This is a genomic window from Candidatus Gastranaerophilales bacterium (assembly GCA_028693235.1).
Taxonomy (GTDB): Bacteria; Cyanobacteriota; Vampirovibrionia; order Gastranaerophilales; family Gastranaerophilaceae; genus JAQUVW01.
The window spans coordinates 464796-487503 of sequence record JAQUVW010000002.1 but is presented as its reverse complement, the minus strand read 5'-3'; the positions used below and the strand labels follow the sequence as shown (position 1 = coordinate 487503).

17 protein-coding genes are annotated in these 22708 nt (G+C 35.3%); 6 read left to right on the top strand and 11 right to left on the bottom strand.

Annotated features, from left to right (window positions below; all coding sequences use genetic code 11):
- Positions 1-401: 401 nt before the first annotated feature.
- Entirely contained in the window at positions 402-968 is a 567-nt protein-coding gene (locus PHV37_05445; protein MDD3237525.1) for a 6-carboxytetrahydropterin synthase, read from the top strand.
- 200 nt (positions 969-1168) lie between these two features.
- Here PHV37_05445 and PHV37_05440 read toward each other — a convergent pair whose 3' ends face one another.
- The 4 genes from PHV37_05440 to PHV37_05425 form a co-directional block, all read right to left on the bottom strand.
- Positions 1169-3463, bottom strand: coding sequence for an FAD-dependent oxidoreductase (locus tag PHV37_05440; GenBank protein MDD3237524.1), 2295 nt, complete (start codon positions 3461-3463; stop codon positions 1169-1171).
- 12 nt (positions 3464-3475) lie between these two features.
- Positions 3476-5119 (bottom strand): glutamate synthase-related protein, encoded by a 1644-nt coding sequence (locus PHV37_05435; GenBank protein ID MDD3237523.1) that lies wholly within the window; start codon positions 5117-5119, stop codon positions 3476-3478.
- Positions 5116-6222: a hypothetical protein gene (locus PHV37_05430; protein MDD3237522.1), complete on the bottom strand. Its 1107-nt coding sequence runs from the start codon at positions 6220-6222 to the stop codon at positions 5116-5118. The genes PHV37_05435 and PHV37_05430 overlap by 4 nt, the downstream gene beginning before the upstream one ends.
- Before the next feature lie 356 nt (positions 6223-6578).
- The gene (locus PHV37_05425; protein MDD3237521.1) at positions 6579-7961 is read right to left on the bottom strand and encodes a TolC family protein; all 1383 of its coding nucleotides are present in this window, start codon (positions 7959-7961) and stop codon (positions 6579-6581) included.
- A gap of 148 nt (positions 7962-8109) precedes the next feature.
- Between PHV37_05425 and PHV37_05420 the strand changes: the two genes are divergently transcribed.
- From PHV37_05420 to PHV37_05405, 4 genes are all read left to right on the top strand, one after another.
- Positions 8110-8571: a hypothetical protein gene (locus PHV37_05420; GenBank protein ID MDD3237520.1), complete on the top strand. Its 462-nt coding sequence runs from the start codon at positions 8110-8112 to the stop codon at positions 8569-8571.
- Between the two features lie 12 nt (positions 8572-8583).
- Positions 8584-9585 (top strand): HlyD family secretion protein, encoded by a 1002-nt coding sequence (locus PHV37_05415; GenBank protein ID MDD3237519.1) that lies wholly within the window; start codon positions 8584-8586, stop codon positions 9583-9585.
- Complete coding sequence (locus PHV37_05410; GenBank protein ID MDD3237518.1) at positions 9585-11150, top strand: DHA2 family efflux MFS transporter permease subunit; 1566 nt, start codon at positions 9585-9587, stop codon at positions 11148-11150. The genes PHV37_05415 and PHV37_05410 overlap by 1 nt, the downstream gene beginning before the upstream one ends.
- A 75-nt stretch (positions 11151-11225) precedes the next feature.
- Positions 11226-11615: a hypothetical protein gene (locus PHV37_05405; GenBank protein MDD3237517.1), complete on the top strand. Its 390-nt coding sequence runs from the start codon at positions 11226-11228 to the stop codon at positions 11613-11615.
- A 118-nt stretch (positions 11616-11733) separates the two neighbouring features.
- Here PHV37_05405 and PHV37_05400 read toward each other — a convergent pair whose 3' ends face one another.
- The 3 genes from PHV37_05400 to PHV37_05390 all read right to left on the bottom strand — a co-directional run bounded on the left by PHV37_05400 (position 11734) and on the right by PHV37_05390 (position 16847).
- Positions 11734-14448 carry a glycogen/starch synthase gene (locus PHV37_05400; protein MDD3237516.1) on the bottom strand — a complete coding sequence of 905 codons (2715 nt, stop codon included), beginning with the start codon at positions 14446-14448 and terminating at the stop codon, positions 11734-11736.
- A 167-nt stretch (positions 14449-14615) separates the two neighbouring features.
- The gene (locus PHV37_05395) at positions 14616-15788 is read right to left on the bottom strand and encodes an LL-diaminopimelate aminotransferase (protein MDD3237515.1); all 1173 of its coding nucleotides are present in this window, start codon (positions 15786-15788) and stop codon (positions 14616-14618) included.
- A 57-nt stretch (positions 15789-15845) separates the two neighbouring features.
- Entirely contained in the window at positions 15846-16847 is a 1002-nt protein-coding gene (locus tag PHV37_05390) for a hypothetical protein (protein ID MDD3237514.1), read from the bottom strand.
- Between the two features lie 458 nt (positions 16848-17305).
- Between PHV37_05390 and PHV37_05385 the strand changes: the two genes are divergently transcribed.
- Positions 17306-18346: a ribose-phosphate pyrophosphokinase gene (locus tag PHV37_05385; protein MDD3237513.1), complete on the top strand. Its 1041-nt coding sequence runs from the start codon at positions 17306-17308 to the stop codon at positions 18344-18346.
- Between the two features lie 123 nt (positions 18347-18469).
- Here PHV37_05385 and cobO read toward each other — a convergent pair whose 3' ends face one another.
- The 4 genes from cobO to PHV37_05365 all read right to left on the bottom strand — a co-directional run bounded on the left by cobO (position 18470) and on the right by PHV37_05365 (position 22700).
- Positions 18470-19000 (bottom strand): cob(I)yrinic acid a,c-diamide adenosyltransferase, encoded by a 531-nt coding sequence (gene cobO, locus PHV37_05380; GenBank protein MDD3237512.1) that lies wholly within the window; start codon positions 18998-19000, stop codon positions 18470-18472.
- A 390-nt stretch (positions 19001-19390) separates the two neighbouring features.
- Positions 19391-20554: an ABC transporter permease gene (locus PHV37_05375; GenBank protein MDD3237511.1), complete on the bottom strand. Its 1164-nt coding sequence runs from the start codon at positions 20552-20554 to the stop codon at positions 19391-19393.
- Positions 20554-21723 carry an ABC transporter permease gene (locus PHV37_05370; protein ID MDD3237510.1) on the bottom strand — a complete coding sequence of 390 codons (1170 nt, stop codon included), beginning with the start codon at positions 21721-21723 and terminating at the stop codon, positions 20554-20556. The genes PHV37_05375 and PHV37_05370 overlap by 1 nt, the downstream gene beginning before the upstream one ends.
- A complete protein-coding gene (locus tag PHV37_05365; GenBank protein ID MDD3237509.1) occupies positions 21720-22700 on the bottom strand; it encodes an efflux RND transporter periplasmic adaptor subunit in 981 nt (326 codons plus the stop codon). Before PHV37_05365 ends, PHV37_05370 begins: the two co-directional genes overlap by 4 nt.
- Between the last annotated feature and the right edge of the window lie 8 nt (positions 22701-22708).

The window sequence follows — 22708 nt, the reverse complement described above, 5'->3', positions numbered from 1 at the left end:
ACGAAATGTCTTGTGAAAAAATAGATGCACCCAAGATTCCTTGCTCTTGTGCTTCTTTCAGCTTGTCTATATCTTCTTGTTTAATTCCGCTATTTGTTGCTTTCCCGCTACCTGCGAGTTTTAACAGCAAATCAATCCACATAACTTATTCCCTTTAATTAATTTTATTTTTTATATTAATAACATCGGTATAATAAGCATACATGTTTAATTTTAGGGTAAAATCATCAGAATTCCTTTAATAATTTTTAACATATTATAAGAATTATTTTCCGATTTTTTAATTGTTAATTTTAGATTGTTACAGTTTCTCAACCTTTCTTGTTTTATATAGAAAAAATTTGTATTATTAATTTGCTTAATGAAGGCATCACAATTTTTTACTTTGAAAGGAGAAAATTATGAAATCAATTACAACTTTGGACTTGCAATACGCACACAGATTTTACGGATTCAAAGGTGAAGCTCAATACTTGCACGGGCACACAGGCGTACTAACTATTGAAGTCGAGGACTCAATTAACTCTGGTGTAAACATGGTTTTCCCTTGCAATGAAATTCAAAAAACGGCTTGGGCTGTCTTAAAAAACTTTGACCACGCATTAATTTTAAGAGAAGACGACCCGCTTCTACCTGCCATTTTGGCCGTATATGAAAATCAAGGAATTAAGGACGGAGCTCCTACAAACCAAATGAAAGGACCAGCTTTTAAAACCGAACTTGCAACAGCATACCCGGATTGTAGACTTGTTGTGACAAAAGAAACAATGACGGTAGAAGGAATGATTAAAATAGTATATGATTTATTGAAAGATAAATTAAATATTTCCAAAATCACCTTTACCAGCGGTGTAAATGCTGCAACTGAAGATTTCAAACCGACAAAAACGATTGACCGTTGTCCACTATGCGGTATTACATTAAACGAAAACGGGGTTTGCCCTAAATGCGGATACAAAAAACCGTAAAAGAATAAATAAAACAAACAAAAACGGCAACCATTCAAAATTCGAGTGATTACCGTTTTAAAAATATTTATTTTTTACAGTTTTGGAGTATCTTCGCCGACAATTGCCCCTACGTTTTTCCATATCAGCACCGACTTCGATTGTACCGTTAAGAAGTTTGTACTTCTTCACATCTCTAACTCTAAGAAAAATATATGACTTTATAAGTTATATTTCATTTCCCAAATTCCGCAAGGGCACAACCCCTCACAAATCCCGCAACCGATACATTTGGAGTCATCACTTCTGTATTCAAACTTTCCATCGCCCAAATCTACTCTTGAAATAGCATTCTGAGGGCAACTATTCAAACATAAACCACAATCTCTACAATATCCGCAACTCAAACAACGATTTTGCTCGTTGTCACAAGTCGGTTGATAGCACTCATAATATTCTGATTTAATCCTGGTTGAAGGAATAAGTTGCTTTGTGATTTGTTCTTCTAATTTTTCTTTATTTAAAAATCTTATAACATTTTTTGCACAATTTTTACCATCTGCAATTGCATTTGTAAATAGTCCACTCTTTACACTGTCACCAATTGCAAAGACTTTTTTATTGTAATCACATTGCATAAATTCGTTTATATTGATTTTTGACTTTTCATCTAAGTAATTTCTATCAACGAAATCAAAAACGGGTCTATCGCCGACGGAAATTATAACGCTATCTGCCTCGATTAATGAACCATCTTTCAAAACAACGCCATCATCTGTAATTTTTTGAGTAAAACAAGGCCACAATATTTTTGCACCCAGTTTTTCTACGTGTTCAATTTCTTTAGCAAAAGCACTTGGTTTCTGAATGTCTATCGCAGTCACCTCTTTAGCACCTTGTTTATAGGCTTCGATAATAACGTCCATCGCAGCATTTCCGGCACCAATTACAACAACTTTTTCGCCTAAATCTATTTTTTGACCTCTTTTTGATTTCTTCAAAAAACTTAGACCTTTTTTTAGTTTTTCAAACCCTTCAAAAGGTATTACAATTGAGCCATGAGCACCTATTGCAAGCACGATGGCATCGTAGCATTCTTGAATATTTTCGAAATTTTCTTTTGTAATTTTTGCATTTGTATGAATTTGTATGCCGGTATTTTTAAATCTTTCAATTTCAGAGTCCAAAATATCTTGATTTAGCCTATCTTCAGGAATTACTTGAGATAATTTTCCGCCGATTTTATCATCTTGCTCAAACAGTTCGACCTCATAGCCTTTTTTAGCCAACTGCCATGCACACGACATGCCGGCAACTCCTGCACCAATTACAGCAATTTTTTTATTTTGAGTAATTGTATATGGCTTAACTTTTATATCTTTAGAAAGATTACCGAGCATTTTCACATCTAACGGAGTGTCGACTTTTTGTCTTGAACAATCATTCAAGCATAGGTTAGGACAAACTTGACCACAAACACTTGCCGGGAATGGACTATACTCAAGAACGAGCTCCAACGCTTCTTTTATTTTGCCGCTTCTTAACAAAGAAAATCTTTTTTGTGTAGGAATTTTAATCGGGCAATTATACTCACAAGGAGCACTATATGCGTAATTCTTCCATTTAGGAATTTTTAACCTTTTTTCATCAGTTTGAACCAAATCATAAATTTCAAAATTATCTTCCATCAAATCAGAAAAGATTGAACCGCCGATGGCTTTCATCCACTTATTTTCACGGAATGTTTGAAGCGAAATATCATGAGTTTGCTGTCTTTCTTCGTAAGTTTTAGCAATAATTTTTTGCCATTTTGAAAAATCAGTAAGCTCTTTTAACAATTCAGGTTTTTTAATTTTATTTAAAAATTCATTTAACCCGTTTTCTAAGAATTTTACATCTTTTTCATCAATTTCAAGAACAAAAACATCATCCGAGATATTTTTAATAGGCCCTCTGAAATATACAACGCCGCCGACCATTCCGGTGCAAGCTCTATCACCTAAAATAGAGTCAACCCCCTCAGAATCAATGCCGCAAACAACAGCTATACCGCCGCCCATAAATTCAAATGAAAACGAACCTGTATTTTTCAAGACCCATAATTCAGGAGCAAGATATTTCGGGTCTTTTTTCATCAACGCACCTGAGCGAGTTCCCACTTTTCCGTCAACAAAGATTTTTCCGCTCGCAGCACAATGAGCTGTAGTATCTCCGCAATCTCCTAAAACAGTAATTACGGCACCTGAATTTAGCCAACCCACATCCGCAGGAGCAGCCCCTTTAACTACAATATTAGTACCTTTTGCCCCCATTGAACCTACACGTTGTCCGGGATTTGTCAAACAAAAATTTAAAGGCTTTCCATCTTTTGACCACAAAGAACCGCCAATATTGTGTTGCCCACAAGCATTTATCTCAAAATCATGCTGCCCCTCATCAACGCCTTTCCAGATTATTTCCATAAGGGCTTGGGTTGAGAGTCTTTCGTCGTTTTTTAATGTATCAATTTTGAGCATTTTTATCTACCTTTAACAAACATGTTGAATATCTAATCTGTCAGCAACATTTTTATCAACACAAATCAAAGCATCAGAACGCCCAATCGGTAATGTGCTGTTTCCGACAGGTGCCAATAACTTTTTAAGTTCTATATCTGTTGCACAAATATAATTAACTATATTTTGAGCAACTTGGTCAATATCAAGTCTTTTAGCAAGCTTAGGATTTTGAGTCGTGATACCCATCGGGCACCTACCGGTGTTACAAGCATTGCATTTTCCAAAATCATTACCGACGCAACCTGCCATTTGCAAAACCAAACGCCCGATAAACACGCCACTGGCACCTAAACAAATAAGTTTAAATGCGTCAGCTGCAAGATTTCCGTTCATGCCAACGCCGCCTGCTGCAAACAATGGGATTTGCCCCTGTTTTCCTTGTCTTACGGCGGTCAAATAGCAATCTCTCAATTTTGAAACAATCGGATGTCCTGTATGATTTAACGATATTTCATGGGCGGCACCTGTACCGCCTGCTATACCATCTAAGAAAAAACCGCCGACAATATTATATGGGTCACGCAAAAGATTGTTATAAACGCTTACACTTGTCGCAGAAGCCGCAACTTTAACAGCCACCGGAACTTTGAATTTGAAAGCACAATTCAAAGATAAAAACATCTTTTGAACACTTTCCTCAATCGAATACAAGCCTTGATGGTTTGGAGGACTCAACAAATCTGCTTTTGGTACACCTCTGATTTCTTGAATTAATTTAACATTTTTTTCAGCCATCAAAAGCCCGCCATCACCAGGTTTTGCACCTTGACCGATTTTTATCAATATACCGGCAGGGTCTTCTTGCATATAAGGCATTGAGTCGATAATTCTGTTCCACCCAAAGTGACCTGAAGCGATTTGAAGTATCATATATTTCAAATATCTTGAACGCAAAAGTTTTTCGGGAAGTCCACCCTCACCTGTCGACATACGGATTGGAATCCCTTTTACTTCATTCAAATAAGCAACTGCAATGGCAACCGCCTCCCACATTCTGGGAGATAACGCACCGATTGACATATCACCGATTAAGATTGGATAAATCGAACGGTTTGGAGGGATTGATTTCGTTTTAGATGGTTGCAATTCACCGTTTACGATTTCTAAATCAATATCCTTTGGGTTCAATACTCTACCCAGATTTGTCCTCAAATCGAAAGTATGCCTCAATGCGTCCAATGAAGGGTCTGTCATTTGCGAAATTCTACCCACTTTTATTTTATCTAAAGTTCTTCCTTCTGTATGGAGATTGGTTCTTCCACCTCTTTTTACGCTTTCGCCTGTTTTTGAGCGATATCTTGTGCCGAAAATTTCAGTCTTATTGCGGACAGGTCTGATTGCACCATTTGGGCAAACCTTTGTGCAAATTCCGCACCCTCTGCAATAATCATTCTCATCGATATTTTGTTGAATTACAGGGATTGCCTTTTGGTCTGAATCTATTGAAAAACCTTCTTCATTAGAAATAGCTCTGACTTTTTTCCTTTTTTGAACACCAACTTTTATCGCAGAAAAAGAGCAAGATGCAACGCATTTACCGCAAAGCATACATTTATCACTCTCGTATTCGATTATCCAAGGTAAATCATCTAGGGCAATTTTGTTTAATTTCATTGTGGAATTCTTTCAATATTCAAATCGTTATCGACTACAACAATTTCTCGCTCATTAGTATAAATATCATCGTTAGAGTTTCTATCGGGCATAATTTCATTGGCACCGCAAACTTCTGACGTAATTATAACCATGTCATTATGCTTGCAAACTACCGTTGGGCGGAGTTTTTTCGAATCTTCAACACTCAACATCGTCCCATCCGGCAAAACTCCTATCGTCGTATTAGGACCGTTTATTGCCAGATTTGCCATAGAGGTTTTTATTCTCGTCAAAACTTCTTTATCATCACGTTTTTCAATTTCTTCATAAGGAAGCGGAGTTAAAACGTGTTTGAAATATTTCAACGGCCATTTCAAAATCTTATGCACGTAATGAAGCGTATATAAAAAACATTGAGAATCGGATTCAAAACCTATATACGCCTTGTGAAGATTTTTTTGGGCTAACTTATTCTTTTCATAAAACGTATTTTCACCGTTTGTCAACGTCGTATAACCTTGTAAAAAGAACGGGTGAGCAGCATATCTAACGATATCGTAATTCGTATTTTGCCTGCATTGAGCAGTTATAATTTTTGAGCGAATATTAACATCTTCACCCCAAAGATTGAAATAGGTGCCGATATCTTTTGGATTACCTATTTCTTTTAATGTTAAAACATCTTCCCAAAAAGAATATACATACCCTTCATCATCTTCTTCTAATAGCTTTCTCAATTTAAGTCTTGAATTAACAAGCAATTCTTCTTTTTCTTCTTTCGAAGCATTCTTATATGTTTTCGGGTATTGAAAAACTTCAAAAACATAATTCGGCATAGTTTTTATGTCAAGTTTTGCATCAGGATAAACCTCAGGCGTAAACTGAAAAACCCTAACGAAGCCTAAGCTATGCAAATAATCCTCAGCAATTTTCATCCCTGCATCGCTGCAAGCCATTGAAAGCGTAGGCAAATTTTTATAATTTTCAAATATTCCGCCCAAATCTTGCATTACAAACGCAAAGCCTGAGTTATCATGTCCCTTTTGTTGGGAACGCATAAGTTTTAAGGCTAGTGACGGATGAATATATTTCTTTGATTTTATCGCACCAATTCTACACATATTTATATTGTGCTTTTTTCTTGTTTTCAAGTCAAATAAAAAATGAAAAAAATTTTTTCTGCAATTTTGAAAATTTATCAAAAAAAACGCTTTTTCCTTAATTTTTTTATATATTTTTTATTTTTTTATAAAAGAATTTTACGATTTCTTACAATTATTTCGCAATTTTCTTATTTTTTTTCTTATTTTTTTTAGTTTTACAATTGAAATAAAAATATAATTTTTTAATATTTTATTTATTTTGGAAAAATGTTTTTAAACAGGTTAGATTTTGTTGTTTGAAAATCTAACTGTATCTAAAAAACTTCGTAAGGGTTAGATAAAATAATTCTCTACCCTAACTCACACATTGAAAATTATATATTTTCGCCAGCAACTGCCTTATATAAACTGATTTGATTTACATAACAATCAATTTTGCTTGCTGTCACAAGTTTTTGTGTGGATAACAAATTTTCTTTTTTCTGCAACAAATCAAGATAAGCGATTACGCCCTCTTTATATTTCAACTCGGTTAATTTAAAATCTTTCTTTTCCATATTCAATGCGTCAATATTTTTTTCCAATTTTTCATTTTCAAGTTTCAAAGAGCTCAAAGCATCGTTCACTTCTTGAATAGCAGTTAAATTAGTTTTGTAATAGTTTTGAAGAATTTGTTCATATTGGTTTTTTTTCATTCTAAGATTGGCAAACTTAGCACCTCCACTGAAAAGCTGCAACATGCCTGCCCCTGCAATTCCCGCAATAGCGTTTTCCCAATTCATAGCAGAGAACATTCCGCCAGTGTTGAAAGACATCAGCCCCAATATATTAAACTGGGGTAAAAACTCTTTTTTCGCGACTTTGACATCAATTCTTGATTTTTCAACCATTTTTTCTGCCACCAAATAATCAGGACGTTGGGTTATGATATCAGAAGATATAGCCTGAGGAACATAGATTGCCCCATTCAACTCATCATATTTTATTCTTTTAAAATCCTTGGTATTTTCAGGGCTATCTCCAGTCAAAACAGCAAGTTGATTGAGCATAATTTCTCTTGATTTTTTAAGCTCAATAATATCAGACATTGAAATAACATAAGATTTATTAGCCTTGACCAAATCAGACGTAGAAACAAGCCCCTCCTCGTTGCTTTGTTTCATAATATCAAAAATCTGCTTTCTGTCTTTAATTATTTGCTCTTGAATATCGATTAGTTTATCAAGCTTTACAACATTGTAATAGCTGGCACCTACAGCACTAACAATAGAAAGATAAGTCGCCTTTTCTTGCAATTTAGAAGCTTCATACAATTTTTTTGCACTTCTTGTCTTATCGTGATTTTTTAAGAATATATCCGCCTCATAGCTAGCAATAATAGGAATAGAAAAGCTACCCTCTCCTGAAGTTGTAAAAGGCATTTTTATAGCAGAAGGCGAAGCTCCCACTGTAAGCGACGGAAGTTCATTTGCCATTTGTAACTTTGAAGCCTGACGTGATTCTTCAACTTTTAATGTAGCGATTTTCAAATCTTGATTATTATCAAGAGCCTTTGTAATATAATCTTCCAAATATTCATCATTATGATTTTGCCACCACGCCATATTTATATAACTTACAGCATTTGCCTTCAAGACTTGAGCTGGTTGCTCAGGTGTTTTAGTGCTTTTTATAGCGGCATAAGTTGCTTCAGGTAAAAAATTCATAGACATCATTGATAACAATAATGTTAAAGCCAGTGTTTTCTTTGTATTCATTGAGTTTTCCTCTTCAAAAATTAATTGCTTGACATTTTTTATAGCAGTATGCTAGCATATCAATGTTGTAAAAGCAACATGTTTTTTACGCAACATGTTATAGATACAACATAAATATTTGAATATATAATTAGAATTGAAAAATAAAATGAAAAGAACTAAAACTTATACAAATTCCCTGTATTACCACATCAGGATGACCGCCAGATACCTAAAATTATTCGGCTGTCAGCTTTTTGAAAAAATGAACCTTCCTTTGAGCTTCGATGAATTTATCGCACTCGATGTAATATCTTGCAACGAGGGAATTTGCCAAAGAGATTTGGCTAAATTACTCTTAAAAGATAGAGCTAACACTGGTAGACTCGCTGAAATACTTGCAAATAAAGAACTAATCGAAATAAATATTGATACAAAAAACAAAAGACTCGTAAAAAAACTCTCTACTACAGAAAAGGGACAAAAAGCTATTGAAGCAATTCTTCTAACCTTAGAACCGACTTTGGAAAAACTTAAAAGTAAAAATAATGATGAATGCGAGGAAAAAGTAATCGCATATTTAACAAAATGCAGAGAAACTCTAAGCAAAATCGTAGATACACAAATTTAACAGGAGAAATATATGACCACTGCCGAAAATAAAACAAATGAAATAAAAGAAGAACCTAAAAAAATTAAAGGTGTAAAAAGATTTATTACCCTTGTTGTCGGAATAATTATAACGTGCATTGCCGGATACTACATACATGACTCTTTAAAATATCAAATTACAGATGACGCATACGTAGAGGTTCACATGGTACAAGTCGCACCAAAGGTTTCAGGTCAAATAGAATCAGTTTATATAGAAGATAACCAATATATTAACCAAGGCGACACCATTGCAAAAATAGATGACTCGGACTATAGAGTCAAACTTGCTCAAGCTGAAGCGAATTATCAAAAAGCTCTGTTAAACCAAAACGTAGCAAGAGCAAATATGTCTGCCACAAACTCTGCAATCTCACTCGCAAAAAAAGACTTGGAAAGATATACAAAATTATACGCAGCAGGTGCCGTGTCAAAACAAACACTCGACACAGCTCAAACAAAATATGATGACGCTAAAGCTAAATTAGAAACAGCTGACCAAGCTCTACTTTCTAAATCAGATAAAAAAGTTGCAGACGCAGAACTTAAAGCCTTAAAAGCACTTTGCGACCAAGCTGCCTTAAATCTTGCATACACAACAATAAAAGCTCCTCAATCAGGCACTGTCACTAACAAAAAACTTGAAAAAGGTGCTTATGTTCAAATAGGTCAACCTTTGTTCGCTTTAGTACCTAAAGAAGTATGGATTATAGCTAATTACAAAGAAAATCAAGTCGGACAAATGAAAATCGGACAAAGCGTTGATATCAAAATAGATGCCTATCCTGACAAAGTATTTAAAGGCAAAATAGACAGTATCCAAAGAGCTTCCGGTGCTAAATCAAGCTTATTTCCACCTGAAAATGCTGTAGGCTCATTCGTTAAAATAGTCCAAAGAATACCTGTCAAAATCGTATTTACAGAAAAAATTGACCCCGCTCAATACACAATCGTTTCAGGAATGTCAGTTGAACCGAAGGTAAAAATAAAATAATGGCAACTGAAACAACGATAAAAGACGAAAGCTGGAAACCTACCAAAAACCCATGGCTATTGGCTTTACCAACTTTATTTGCTGCCTTTATGTTTGTCCTTGATGAAACAATCGCAAATGTAGCATTACCACACATGGCAGGGACATTTTCAGCAAGTAGAGAAGAATCAACATGGATTTTGACAAGCTACCTTGTCGCCAGCGGAATTATGATTCCTGCAGTCGATTGGTTTTCAAAACTCATGGGGAGAAAAAATTTCTTCATAATGAGCATAATCATTTTTACAACCGCATCTGCTCTTTGCGGAGTCGCAGATTCACTGGAGATGATGATATTTGCTCGTGTGCTTCAAGGTTTTGGCGGTGGCGGATTATTGCCAATCTCACAAGCTGTTTTGTTAGAGGCTTTCCCTCCAAACATGAGAGGCAAGGCTATGAGTATCTTCGGACTTGTTATCGTTGTTGCACCTATTATCGGTCCGGTAGTCGGAGGATACATTACCGACAACTATAGTTGGCCTTGGATTTTCTTCATAAACCTACCAATAGGTGTATTCACCGCTTTCTTAGCAAAAGCACTTCTTGAAGACCCTCCTTACGCACAAAAGCAAAATAACGTAAAAATCGATGGAAAAGGCTTCTTTTTCCTTACTATTTGGCTAATCACATTGCAAACAGTTTTGGATAAAGGAAACAACGCCGACTGGTTTAATGCACCGTGGATTTGCTGGATGAGTTTTGTTTCAATAGTTTCTGCCATTTTCTTTTTTAGAAGCCAAATAAAAAACAAAGACTCACTAATTGATTTATCTGTTTTTAAAGATAAAAACTTCACAATCGGAACTTTCGTTCAAGTAGTTGTGCAAGCTGTCTTATTAGCATCTTTGGCTGTTTTACCGCAGTTTTTGCAAGGACTTTTAGGCTACACCGCCTTTCTAAGCGGAACAGCAATGATGCCCAGAGGCATAGGTGCCTTTATTGCAATGGCGTGTTGCGGAATTTTATCTACTAAAATAGACAACAGAATTCTTGTTATTATAGGATTATCATTAATTTGCGTAGCAAGTTTTTCTTTGGGAAATTTAAACTTACAAATTTCTAACATAAATATTGGTATTCCGAATTTTATTTTCGGGTTAGGAATGGGGCTTGCAATGGTGCCTTTGATTTCGCTATCTGTTGTAACCTTAAAAAACAGCCAGATGACTAACGCCAGCGGGCTTCAAAACCTGCTTAAAAATATAGGAGGTGCGATAGGCACATCAATTATAACAACTATTATTTCAAGGTACGCACAAGCTCACCAATTTATGATGGTGGGAAATTTACACGAATTAAATCCGGTATTCAACGCCAAAATCGCAGCTATGCAATCAGCATTTATGAATTACACATCAGCTAATGTGGCACATCACATGGCTCAATATTCTCTATATGGTGACCTCGTAAAACAAGCTAATCTCTGGGGCTTCATTGAAGCTTTCAGATTGTGCGGGGTCGCCGCTTTTATTACTATACCTTTGATATTTTTAGTTAAGAAAATAAATCTTAAAAAACAAAGTTAAATATATTAAATAATGGCAAAAAAAATCATGTTGAGTCTTTTATTCCTCATGTAAGTAACAAGTGAGGAATTTAAAGTGACTAACATTTCTAATCAACCTGCATTCGGCATGGCACTAAAACACAAAGATATGAAAGCTTTTATGAACGGATTAAGTGACGGCGACGTAAAACTATACAACAAATTGGCAAAAAAAGTTCACCGTTCATCTAACTGGAACAAAACAGACGTTTTCTTCTCCCCTGCAGGCGAAAACAAAATTGCAGCAAATATTGTAAGTAAAGCTGATAACGGTATCGCAGACTCTTGCGAATTCGGTTTTAAAGATGCTACAAAAAAAGAAACAAAATCTATCATTAACACTTTAAAAGCAAAATTCAAAAGAATAGGCACTATACAAAATTTAGACAGCAAGTTTGAAGGGGCTGAAAAAGCTACCAGACACGCTAAAAATATTGAAAATTAATTCACAATTTTGACTTAATTAAAAAAGCAGGAGCCTTGAAATTTGAGCTTCTGCTTTTTGCAAATAAAAAGCGGGCAAACTGTCCGCTAAAAAAGTCTCTAAATTTATTTATGTGTATTTATTGGATTTGTGATTTTTCAGGTAACGAATCTTTATCAACATTAAAAGCATCTAAATATTCGTATATAGGACCTTGCTTATTCGGCTGAATCCAGCTGAAATCTTCTTTAAGCGAATTCATGACCATTTGTTCATATTTAGGTTTATCATCAAAGAATGTTTTCAGACCTTGTTTCATAGCTTTATAGAAACCTTGACCTGAAATATCCTTAGTCAAAATACCTGTTTGGTTATCACCTTCAGCTTTTACCGTGTCCACAATTCCGCCTGTAGCAGTAGCTATTACAGGAGTTCCGAAAGCGAAAGCTTCACTTTGAGTCAAACCGCAAGGCTCAAATTTGCTCGGCATCAAGAAGAAATCTGTAGTTGACATCAAGGCAGGATTAGGATTAAATCCGTGATTGAAAACAACCCTGTTGGAATCTTCAGGTTTCAATTCTTTTTGAAGTTTTTCAATCAAAGCTCTGTTTTGACCACCTTCACCGTCTTCACCACCTAAGTAGAAAATTGGTTTAGGCTTATTCGGGAAGTCTTCTTCCCAATTATCATAAAGTTTTTTGATGGAATCCACAGCAATATCTACACCCTTTTGACCGACTAAACGGTGTGCGTATGAGAAAATCGGAGTATCTTTAAATTCTTCTTCGGTTAAATCAGGAAGTTTTGTATCGCCGACATTTTCAAGTCTGCTTGGTCTAAACTCGTGGCTCGCAACCGGCTTCATGTATTTATTATAAAATTCAATTTTGTTGTTCAAACGAGCTGCTAAAACATCTTCTTTAGAAGAATTTTGACTATAGGTTTTAATATCCAAAGGATTATTTGGATTTATACCGCTGATAAATTTCTTTTTAGCATTTATATCAAGGTTTTTAAAGTCGTTACCATTGATTATACCGACCAAAGTTTTTGATTTATCTCTTTGTTCAATAGCCCATTGAAGAGGACCTGATTTTGCATTTTCATTAACAAGCTCTTTTGCATAATTTTTTGAAACAGGAGCAAAATAATCACTCAAACAAACGCCCATATTTAAAAGATTGACATGGCGTTCGCCGTTAGTTCTGTTCATTATCAAAGTATTTTGCAAATCTTCGTATGGAGCACCTGTTGCAGCATTTTTCACGATATCTGAGGCATAATTATCAAAAAGGGTATTCAATATATTTTCAGAAACCTCAACTTTTTGTTGATAATCATTATCTATAAATGTATAGCCTTGATACTGTGCGTTATGACCGATTGTTATAATCTTCATATCTGAAAGTTTTTTAGCCGCATCATCAGCTAAACCTCCATAGGCATTTTCCATAGGAGCTTTATATCTAGCCATTGCAGCCATTGGAGCAGCTTGCCAATCATTCAACAAAAATCCGTCAGGAGATGCAATATCATCATATTTTTCTTTATTAATAATATTCAAGCCTTTTACACTGTGAGGGTCTTCTTTTGCCTTTGCAAATTCATATACCGCTTTTGAGAAAAATGCAAATTTTTCAGGTTCTTCTGCTTTTGCTGTGCGTGAATAGATTGAGCCATTGAAATATTCATCATTTTTGACAAATACAAGTGGAGGAGTGTCTATCACTTTCATAGAACCGTCCTTTTGAGGGACACGTTTTTTGTTACTTACAAAAATTTCAACAGGTTCATCTTTTGAATCGTGAAGCTTGTAAGAATGGACTTTAAATTCCGCTACTTTATCAAGTTCAAATTCTGTGCCTGAATAGTTATAAGTATATTTTCCGTTTTCTTTTTCAACAGAAGAAAAACCGTTTTTTTGGTACATCGGAATAAAGGTTGGCGTTTTGATGCCTAATTTTTCAAAATTATTTTGAACATCAACAGGAACAGCCCCGAGCCCGCCTTCTTTTATAGGTGCAAATTCAGAGGTAATAGACCATACGGTATCACCTTTTTTCAAAGGTTCTTTGCCTGCTTGAAGCTCACCGTGCAAGTATCCTGTAGCACTTTGTCGAATAGTTTCAACGGCTTTATCGTATTTACCTTGGTCGAAACCTGCTTTTTTATCTACACCTTTAAGTAATAAAAATCCATCAACATTTTCGAGATATTTTGAATGAAGAGCACCCTTCGTATTTACAGCTCTAGCTTCACCTGCTTCCCAGCGAGCAGAATTTGCCGTATTTTCAATGTTATCAATCCTAGTTTTTGCACCATTTATAATTTCTTGGTGCATTGCATCTTCCAAATCGCCTTTTGGAGTTTTATCATCTTTGACCATATCCATAAGCTTTGCACCGCCTGCAAAAGCCGCCAATGCAGTCCAAACACCTTTACTACTTTTTTGAACTTGTTCTACTGCTGATTGAGAATCTTTTGCAGCATTTTTAAGCATTTCTTCGACAGCATCTTTGCTTGCAGCTGTTTCTTTTTTGAGGACATCTGCGATTTGGTTCATGGTCTTTTTATTCGCCCTTTGGGTAAAAACTGCAGTAACAGGAACTGCAGCCAAAGCCGCTATTCCGGCATATTTTGTTATATAATCAAGAACTTTATTTTTTGATTTAGGTTCGTCATTTTTTTGCACAAATGTATCTTTTTGCGGCGTAGATTCAAGCTTTGACTCTTTTTGTATTTGAGGTTGAGGAGTGCCGGCAGAAGCCGTTGGGGCAGTATCTGCAGATTGTGCCGTGAATTTTTGAGGTGCATTTGTTATTTGTTTAAACGCATCAGAATCAAAATTACCCATGTAATATACCTTCTTATTTTAGAGACCTATATATAGGAAAACATGAACATATACAAAAATTGCCATGAGCGAAATAACCGCATATGCAAAAAAGCCTGAAATTTCAAGCTTTTTTGCGTTTTTTTGATTTTGTTTAAATGTAAATATTTATAAATCGTTACAAAAGATTAAAATAATTTTTTAAATCTTTCCATAGCTTCTACCGTATTTTCAAGATTGTTGAAAGAAGTCAATCTAAAATATCCTTCACCATTCACACCAAAACCTGCACCAGGAGTGCCGACTACTTGAGCTTTTTCTAAAAGCATGTCAAAAAAGTCCCACGATTTCATATTATTTGGGCATTTTAACCAGATATAAGGCGAATGTTTTCCGCCAGTAAACCAAATCCCTTTTTCCTCTAATGTGTCAGCAATAACTTTGGCATTTTCACTGTAATATTGAATATTTTCTTTAATTTGTTTTTGACCTTCTTCAGAGAAAACCGCCTCAGCACCTCTTTGAACGATATAAGGAACACCGTTAAACTTGGTTGTTTGGCGTCTTAACCACATTTTGTTCAACTTACCATCAAGCAATTTTTTAGGGACAATTGTATAGCCACATCTTGTACCTGTAAAACCTGCCGTTTTTGAAAATGAGCAAAATTCTATGGCACAATCTTTAGCACCTTCAATTTCAAAAATACTGCGAGGCAAATTTTCATCTTTAATAAAAGCTTCATACGCAGCATCAAACAAGATTAATGCATTATTTTTATGTGCATATTCAACCCATTTTTCAAGCTGTTCTTTATTGTAAACAGCTCCAGTAGGGTTGTTTGGCGAACATAAATAGATAATGTCGCATTTTACGTTTTCATCAGGAAGAGGCAAGAATCCATTTGCTTCATTTGCATTCATATATAAGACTTTACGCCCGGACATAACATTTGTGTCGACATAAACCGGATAAACAGGATCCGGCACAAGCACTGTATTATCAATACTAAACAAATCAAGAATATTGCCCAAGTCACTTTTTGCACCATCTGATATAAATATTTCTTCGTCATCAACAGGAGTTTTGCGAGAGTCATAATATCCTTTTATTGCTTTTTTCAAAAAGGCATAGCCTTGCTCAGGTCCATAGCCTCTAAAAGTTTCTTGTTTGCCCATCTCAGAAACAGCTTTTTGCATAGCCTTAACGACAGCATCGCATAAAGGCAAAGTAACATCACCTATCCCCAATTTAATTATTTTTTTATCGGGATTTTCATTTTCAAAATCAGCAACTTTTTTCGCAATAGTCGAAAACAGATAACTTTCTTCAAGTTTTTCATAATTATGGTTAATATTCATTAAAATCATCTCCTACAAACTGTTAGTAGAATGATTATACCGCATTTTTATAAAAAATTAAAATCCGGATTGATTTTTTTTACTCGGAATAAACTTATCAAGCTGAGGCTCAATCGTTTTAGAGATGACGATATGCTCAACGAAATAATCAATCGGCTTAACCAACAGAGCAAGTGCCATAAAACCGCCCGCTGTTTTTATCATTTTTTGTTTGAAAATTTTTGAATTTTCGTAATCTTTCAAAATGGCTTTTGCAGACTTACCCAAATATCTTTTTTCACCATATTCTTGCAGGTATCCTTGCTGAATATTTTGAAATTTTTTATAAAGTCTTTTTGGCAATTCCTTTGGTTTTTCGCCATTCATGAGCTGCTCTCTCATTTTGAACATAGTATCAACTTTTTTGTCCAAATAAATTTCTAGTTTTTGAGGATTAGCAAGTGAAAGAGATTTATATTCTTTGCTTGATGCAAAAGATGAAATCACCTTTTTTTTGGAAGTTTGAGTATGATACTCACCCAATTTGTCAGACACTATCTCATTTAATGAGGTTTTCAAGTTCTTTTTGTAAGAGTCTATTTTGTTTTCAAACTTGTGCAAACTGCTTTGTTCCATAAAATCAAGTGCAAATTCATTTGCTTCTTCCTTAGCATGAGTAGAAAGTCCCGTTTTTGTAAATGTATTCAAATGAGAAATAGCTTCTTGCCCCGAATGGACAGCAACAGTCGGCAATACTACACTAGCTAAAGCTTGAAAAACAGCCTCTTTGAAGCCCCTTTTTCCGCTAGGATTATAAGCAGTATTTTCATTTTTATACTTGTCATAAATATCTGCACCAAAATACATCAAAGCAGGCACCCACAATGCAGTTCCCAGTTTGGGCGATAATGGGCTCACAACAGCACCAAGCTCGTTAGAATAAGCTAGCCCCTTCAACGGCCACGTTCTCAACGGGTCTTTATAAGGTTTTGCAGCCTGCGTATTTTTGAAATTATTATCAATCTTATTGTCAAAACTTACACGGACTCCCGGTTGGCTATAAGCAGATAGTAAATCCAATATTTCCTCCAATATTTTTTTTATTCCAAACTGTTAATTTAAAAAACCGTCAATCTTTTTTTTACTCTCTACTTACTCTTTTTTAAAGAATTTGTTACAAAAAGATTGCTTTTTTTCACGAAAACGATATAATTGTAGCATAAACACTTAATCACGAGATAGATATATTGAATAAATTGAAAAAAATTCTGAATATCTTGAACTTTTCTCTAACAAGAGATGTTTCGAGTAGTGTTAATTCCAAAGGGCATTCAAAAGGTCCTTGGGGGCATCAGGTAGCTCACGCAGACGGTGCCTGTGCTTACCTAAAAGAAATGGTTTATGAGCTTTTTTATTTCAATTCGTGCACAAAAAATCTTAAACCATGCTACCAAGAATGTATATGTATAACTGAACGTCATTAATGTAAATTGATGACGTTTTTTAGTGCAAAATAAAACGACAAAATGGAGAATAAAATGTTAAAAGTAGAGAGCTTAAACACAAGAAACAGATTTAAAATGGGAAATATTTTTTCTAATCCTGTGAGAAATATAAAACCCAATTTGCAATATCAATACAACCTTATGCAAGACACCGTTTCTTTTACAGGTAAAGAAAATACTGAAATATTCAGCTGCAAAGATAACAAAAAACTTGCTCAAGAAGTTTCAAATCAATCAGATATCCCTTTTAAAGACTCTGTAAGCAAAAAATTTAAAAACGGAGAAACTTACGTAAAATTGAACGATGATGTTGAAGATAAAAATGTCGTTGTCATAAACGCAGGTAACGACCCTGTTAATGATAACTTGATGGAATTCAGACAAATGCTTGATGCCGCAAAAAGAGGCGGAGCCGAAAAAATTACAGCCGTACTTCCTTATTTGCCATACTCAAGACAAGACAGGCTCTCTGCTGACGGCGAATCATTGGCAGGAAAAATGATTGCAAAAGATTTGGAAACAGCTGGAGCTGATAAAGTCATTACTTTTGATATTCACTCAATACAAACTCAAGGCTTTTACGATGTACCTATGAAAAATGTTTCTGCAATGCCTTTATTTGCAGACTATTTCAAAGAAAAAACGAACGGAAAAACCGACAATTTCGTTGTGGTAAGCCCAGATGTCGGTGGGGTAAAAAGAGCTAAAAATTTGGCAAAAGAACTAGACGTTGACACTGCAATCATCCATAAAGAAAGGGCTGAACACAATAAAGCTGAAGCGGTTGCTCTAATAGGCGAAGTGAAAGATAAAAACTGCATTTTGATTGACGATATGATTGACACGGCAGGAACCATCACTGAAGCCGTTAAAATGCTTAAAGGCAAAGGTGCTAAAGACGTCTATATTTGTGCAACACACGGGATTTTCAGTGGCAACGCATTCGAAAACATAAAAAATTGTCCTGTTAAAGAAGTTGTAGTGACAGACACGCTTCCACTACCGGAAAATGCACCTGAAAAAATCAAGCAAATCAGTGTAGCACCACTTCTCGCAGAAGAAATCAACAAATAAATTTACATAATAGAATGGTCTTTCATTCAGCCAAGTTCCTTCACACACTTGGCTTTTTTTTGCAAAAAAAAAGAAGCCCTCGCGAAGCTTCTCCTTTTACAAATCCCATCTCTCTCAATATTATTAGTATTCAATACCTTGTCTTGCCATAACACCTGTATCAAAATAGTGTTTAATCGGCTTCATTTCAGTAACCAAGTGAGCCAATGCAACGAGCTCAGGATGAGCACGACGCCCTGTCAACACGATTTCCAAACTTTCAGGCTTATTTAGCAATGCTTCTTTTACTTCTGCAACTTTTATCATCCCCATATCAACGCAAATATTTAATTCGTCTAAAATAATAAGTTGATATTCGCCGCTTTGGATAGATTTTTTAGCCAAATCCCAACCTTTTTTAGCTTCTTTAAAATCTTCAAGATTAACATTGTGGCTGTAGACAACTCTATCCATTCCGAACTGAACTACATCTAAATTAGGTAAAAACTTTTTAGAAGCAAGTTCGCCGTAGCAAGTACCTTGGTCGCCTTTTGTAAATTGAATTACAAGAACCTTCCAGCCATGACCCAATGCACGTAGAGCAAGCCCTAAAGAAGCTGTAGTCTTTCCTTTACCGTCACCTGTATAAATTTGAATATAGCCGTGTTCTAGCAATTTTAAATTCCTCCAAAGAAACGTTTTTCTAATCTCTATATAAATTATAGATTATCTCATAACGGTTTTTATCGTATTTTTAATTGAGATTTATCCGAGCTCTGAGAGAAACAATTTTGTAGCCAATTAGCTTCTCTATAATGCAACCCCTGCACCAGAACTGAACTGTTATTCTATATTAAACCAAACCCGAGGCATCGGGCAATTTTTATACAATCCATGCTTTTTATTTTACAATTTTATAATCGTAGTAGCTCGCTTCAATTAGTCACAATGGGCTTTTTTTGATTTTAATAAAATATTTACAAAAACTTTTGTTATTTATCTTAAAGAACTATTGAAATCCAATCACAGCAACTTTTACGGCTTACTTTATAAAAACATTTTAATTCAATTTTCTTCATGATGAATACAAACATGTTTTATTGCAAGACATGCAAGCAAAAAGTATAAGAAACATAAAGCAATCAAAATAACGAAATCCCATTTTACTTGGGCAAACGACGCTCCGAATTGATTTATCCTGACAATTGCATCAATACCTCTTGTTGCAGGGACGAAATCAGCTACAAAATTGAGCCACGTAGGAATTGCCTCCTTAGGCCAAACAAATCCCGGGACAAATACCATCGGCAACGACAGTACAACAACAAACATTAACCCATCTTCTCGCTCATTAAAAAATATAGTAAGAGCTTGAGCTAAGAAACTTACAGCAAACAAAAACGGGAAAACGCATAATGCCAATAAGGGAATATTTTCAGGTGCCCTGAAAGAAAATAGCAACGGTATTACGATAAAGAAAAATATACTGTGCGATAAATACAAAGTTACGTAGGCAAGCGAATTGCCCAAAACAATTTGCCACGGTTCAGATGCAACTTTACAGAACGCCCCTTTCCTTTCACGCTTAGTTCCACCTAAAACGCCGACCCCGACGAGCAGCGTCTGCTGCATTATCAACACCAATACAACAGGGAAAATATATGTTTCATAGCCACCTGAGGGGTTAAACAAAGGCATATCAACACTAATAAAGGGTCTAACTACCCCCAATGCTTGTTTTTTTGTAACACCTGCCATTCGGAGCTTATTAACTTCAATGCCTGATGAAAGCGTCATAGCGGTCGACATAACGCCTCCAGCTACCTGTTTATACATGACTAAATACCCTGAATCTGCATATAGAGATAATTGCGTTTTTTTACCCTCTAAAAGATGTTTCTCAAAGTCTTTCGGTATGACAATAAACCCAAGTGTTTTACCCTTATAGAACTCAACTTGTGCCTCATTTTTATTAACAGGCTGCGAAACGATATCCACAGAATCTGTACTGTTGATATCTTTTATCAATTTTCTTGATAAAACGCTGTTGTCATTATCAACGGCAGAAATAGGTATATTTTTTGCAACCTCATGACTATATGGAATAGAATAAAACATTGAATACATAAACAATGCAATTATCATAATAAGAACAGTAGCAGGGTCTGTCAGAACAGCTATAAGCTCTGTTTTCCATATTTTTAATATTGTTAAGAAATCTTTTTTCATCAATTTTTATACCATTGAGTTTTATCTAATGCTAACCTTTTTAACCGAGGGAAGAAACATAACGCCAACAATATAATCACAATCAAACCATATAAAGAAGGCATATCATATTTCCATGGAATCCCTCTTAATGTTTGGTCGAGCATTATTTTCATATAGTGAGATATTGGCAACAATGAACTGTAAAACTTTGCAAAAGCAGGCATTCCAATTTGAGGATAAGTAACTCCTGCGAAAGTGAAACCTAATGCTGTGTAAAAAGCTCCACTGCTCAAAGCAAAACGCAAGCTACCCGTATAAGCTACAAAAGCAGCCCCCATAAGCTGATAAGCCAATATAAATAATACCGTAGTTAATATTACAAAAGGGATATTCCCCCTTAAAGGCATTCCGGATATACCAAAATAAACAATATCAACAAATAAAGTCAAAAATAAAAAACTCAAAAAATAAGGGAATATTTTGCCTAAAACACCGATAAGTATAGAATTATCTGCACATTCAAGCCATTCTATAGCACTACCGTTTTTAAACTCTGTCCCTACAGCCCACACGCACACACAACACGCTAATATTTGTAAAATGTGAGCAAAAGAAACAATCCCTAAAAAATACGAATAATTCAAATATGGATTTGCATTAACATGCTCGTCAATTTCAACAACATTCAGCTGGGACATGGCAACGCCTTTTGGCACGCCCAATTTTTGTTTCACTGCAAGATTTATCCCGCCCATAAGGGTTCTTGTCACAACTACAATTTCCTTGCTTACAATTCCACCAACGAGCAAAAGTTGGTTGTTGTAATAATAAACGAGTTGAGGAGCTTTATTCTTATATATATCCCTTTGAAAATCACGTGGAATATATATAAACGCATAGGCTTTTCCGCTAACAATAAGGTCACGCCCCTCTTGCATATCGGTTGTTTGATATGCAACATTCAAAGTTGGTGACGCCTCCAACATCCTTACATAAGTCCTTGAAAGACTTGAGTTATCGGCGTTATATACAGCAATAGGAAGATTTCTCGGCATGCCTGACTTAAATATAGCAAAAATCAAAAAGCATAATATAATCGGCAAAATAAACATAGGAAAAATTAATTTCTTCTGATTTTTTATTCGCCTTAATTCTCTTAAAAATACTGCTATAAAAGCATCCATCATTTAATTTTGTCCCAATTTACGATTGCACTCATGCCTGCTCTCAAGGCATCAATTTTATTAAGAGGTTTAGCCCTTACTTCAAATGTTTTAAGGTCGAAATCGCCTTTAGCTTTTGTAGCTTTCCAAGTCGCAAAATTGCCGAGGACAGAGATATAATTTACTTTCAAAGGTATTTCTTTGTTGCCTAAAGCAGGGATTTTTGCATTAATGATTGTACCTATTTTTATTTTTGACAACAAATCTTCTCTGATATTAAAGGTAACCCAAACATCATCAAGGTTTACAATGGTAATTATCGGATAACCTGTACCGACAAGCTCGCCTTTTTCTGCGGAGATTTCAGTAATTTCACCGTTTATAGGAGCTTTAAGTGTATTTTCTTTTAAATAAGAAGCGACTTCACTAACGGCACCTTGAGCTCTACGGACATTGGCACCGGCTGCCATTTTGTCTTCGCTTCTGGAACCTGTTTCTAACATCTGATAATTTGAGCGGGCTGTAGCAACCGCATTCAACGCATTGTTATAGGCAGCTTGAGCTTCATCTAATTTTTGAGTTGCAACAACACCATCTTTGTGTAGATTTTGGAGCCTTTTATATGTCTTTGACGCCAATGACAAACCGGCTTCAGCTTGCTGCATAGTGCTCTTAGCCATAGCTATTTGCTCAGCTCTGGCTCCGGTATTAACCTTTTGATTTTCAGCCATTGCCAAATCTAACGTAGCAGAACTTTGCATAGCTTTAGCTTGAATATCAGGGGTATCAAGTTTTACCAACAACTGCCCTTTTTTTACAACATCACCTTTTTCAACAGGAATATCCAAAATTCTACCTGCTATTTTGGAAGAAACATCAATTGTTTGAGTTTCGACTTCGCCTTGTATAATTTCAGGCTCCGGACGGGTTACAATAAATAATAAAATGCCCAAAACAGCTATGAAAACAGCTATTGTTATAAATAATCTTTTCTTATTCAATTTATGTA

Bases quoted from the DNA above. Each gene is read 5' to 3' on its own strand.
- PHV37_05420 (MDD3237520.1), top strand. From the start codon at position 8,110: ATGAAAAGAACTAAAACTTATACAAATTCCCTGTATTACCACATCAGG.
- PHV37_05385 (MDD3237513.1), top strand. From the start codon at position 17,306: ATGTTAAAAGTAGAGAGCTTAAACACAAGAAACAGATTTAAAATGGGA.
- PHV37_05415 (MDD3237519.1), top strand. From the start codon at position 8,584: ATGACCACTGCCGAAAATAAAACAAATGAAATAAAAGAAGAACCTAAA.
- PHV37_05370 (MDD3237510.1), bottom strand. From the start codon at position 21,723: ATGATGGATGCTTTTATAGCAGTATTTTTAAGAGAATTAAGGCGAATA.
- PHV37_05400 (MDD3237516.1), bottom strand. From the start codon at position 14,448: ATGGGTAATTTTGATTCTGATGCGTTTAAACAAATAACAAATGCACCT.
- PHV37_05425 (MDD3237521.1), bottom strand. From the start codon at position 7,961: ATGAATACAAAGAAAACACTGGCTTTAACATTATTGTTATCAATGATG.
- PHV37_05375 (MDD3237511.1), bottom strand. From the start codon at position 20,554: ATGAAAAAAGATTTCTTAACAATATTAAAAATATGGAAAACAGAGCTT.
- PHV37_05395 (MDD3237515.1), bottom strand. From the start codon at position 15,788: ATGAATATTAACCATAATTATGAAAAACTTGAAGAAAGTTATCTGTTT.
- PHV37_05430 (MDD3237522.1), bottom strand. From the start codon at position 6,222: ATGTGTAGAATTGGTGCGATAAAATCAAAGAAATATATTCATCCGTCA.
- PHV37_05435 (MDD3237523.1), bottom strand. From the start codon at position 5,119: ATGAAATTAAACAAAATTGCCCTAGATGATTTACCTTGGATAATCGAA.
- PHV37_05410 (MDD3237518.1), top strand. From the start codon at position 9,585: ATGGCAACTGAAACAACGATAAAAGACGAAAGCTGGAAACCTACCAAA.
- PHV37_05440 (MDD3237524.1), bottom strand. From the start codon at position 3,463: ATGCTCAAAATTGATACATTAAAAAACGACGAAAGACTCTCAACCCAA.
- PHV37_05445 (MDD3237525.1), top strand. From the start codon at position 402: ATGAAATCAATTACAACTTTGGACTTGCAATACGCACACAGATTTTAC.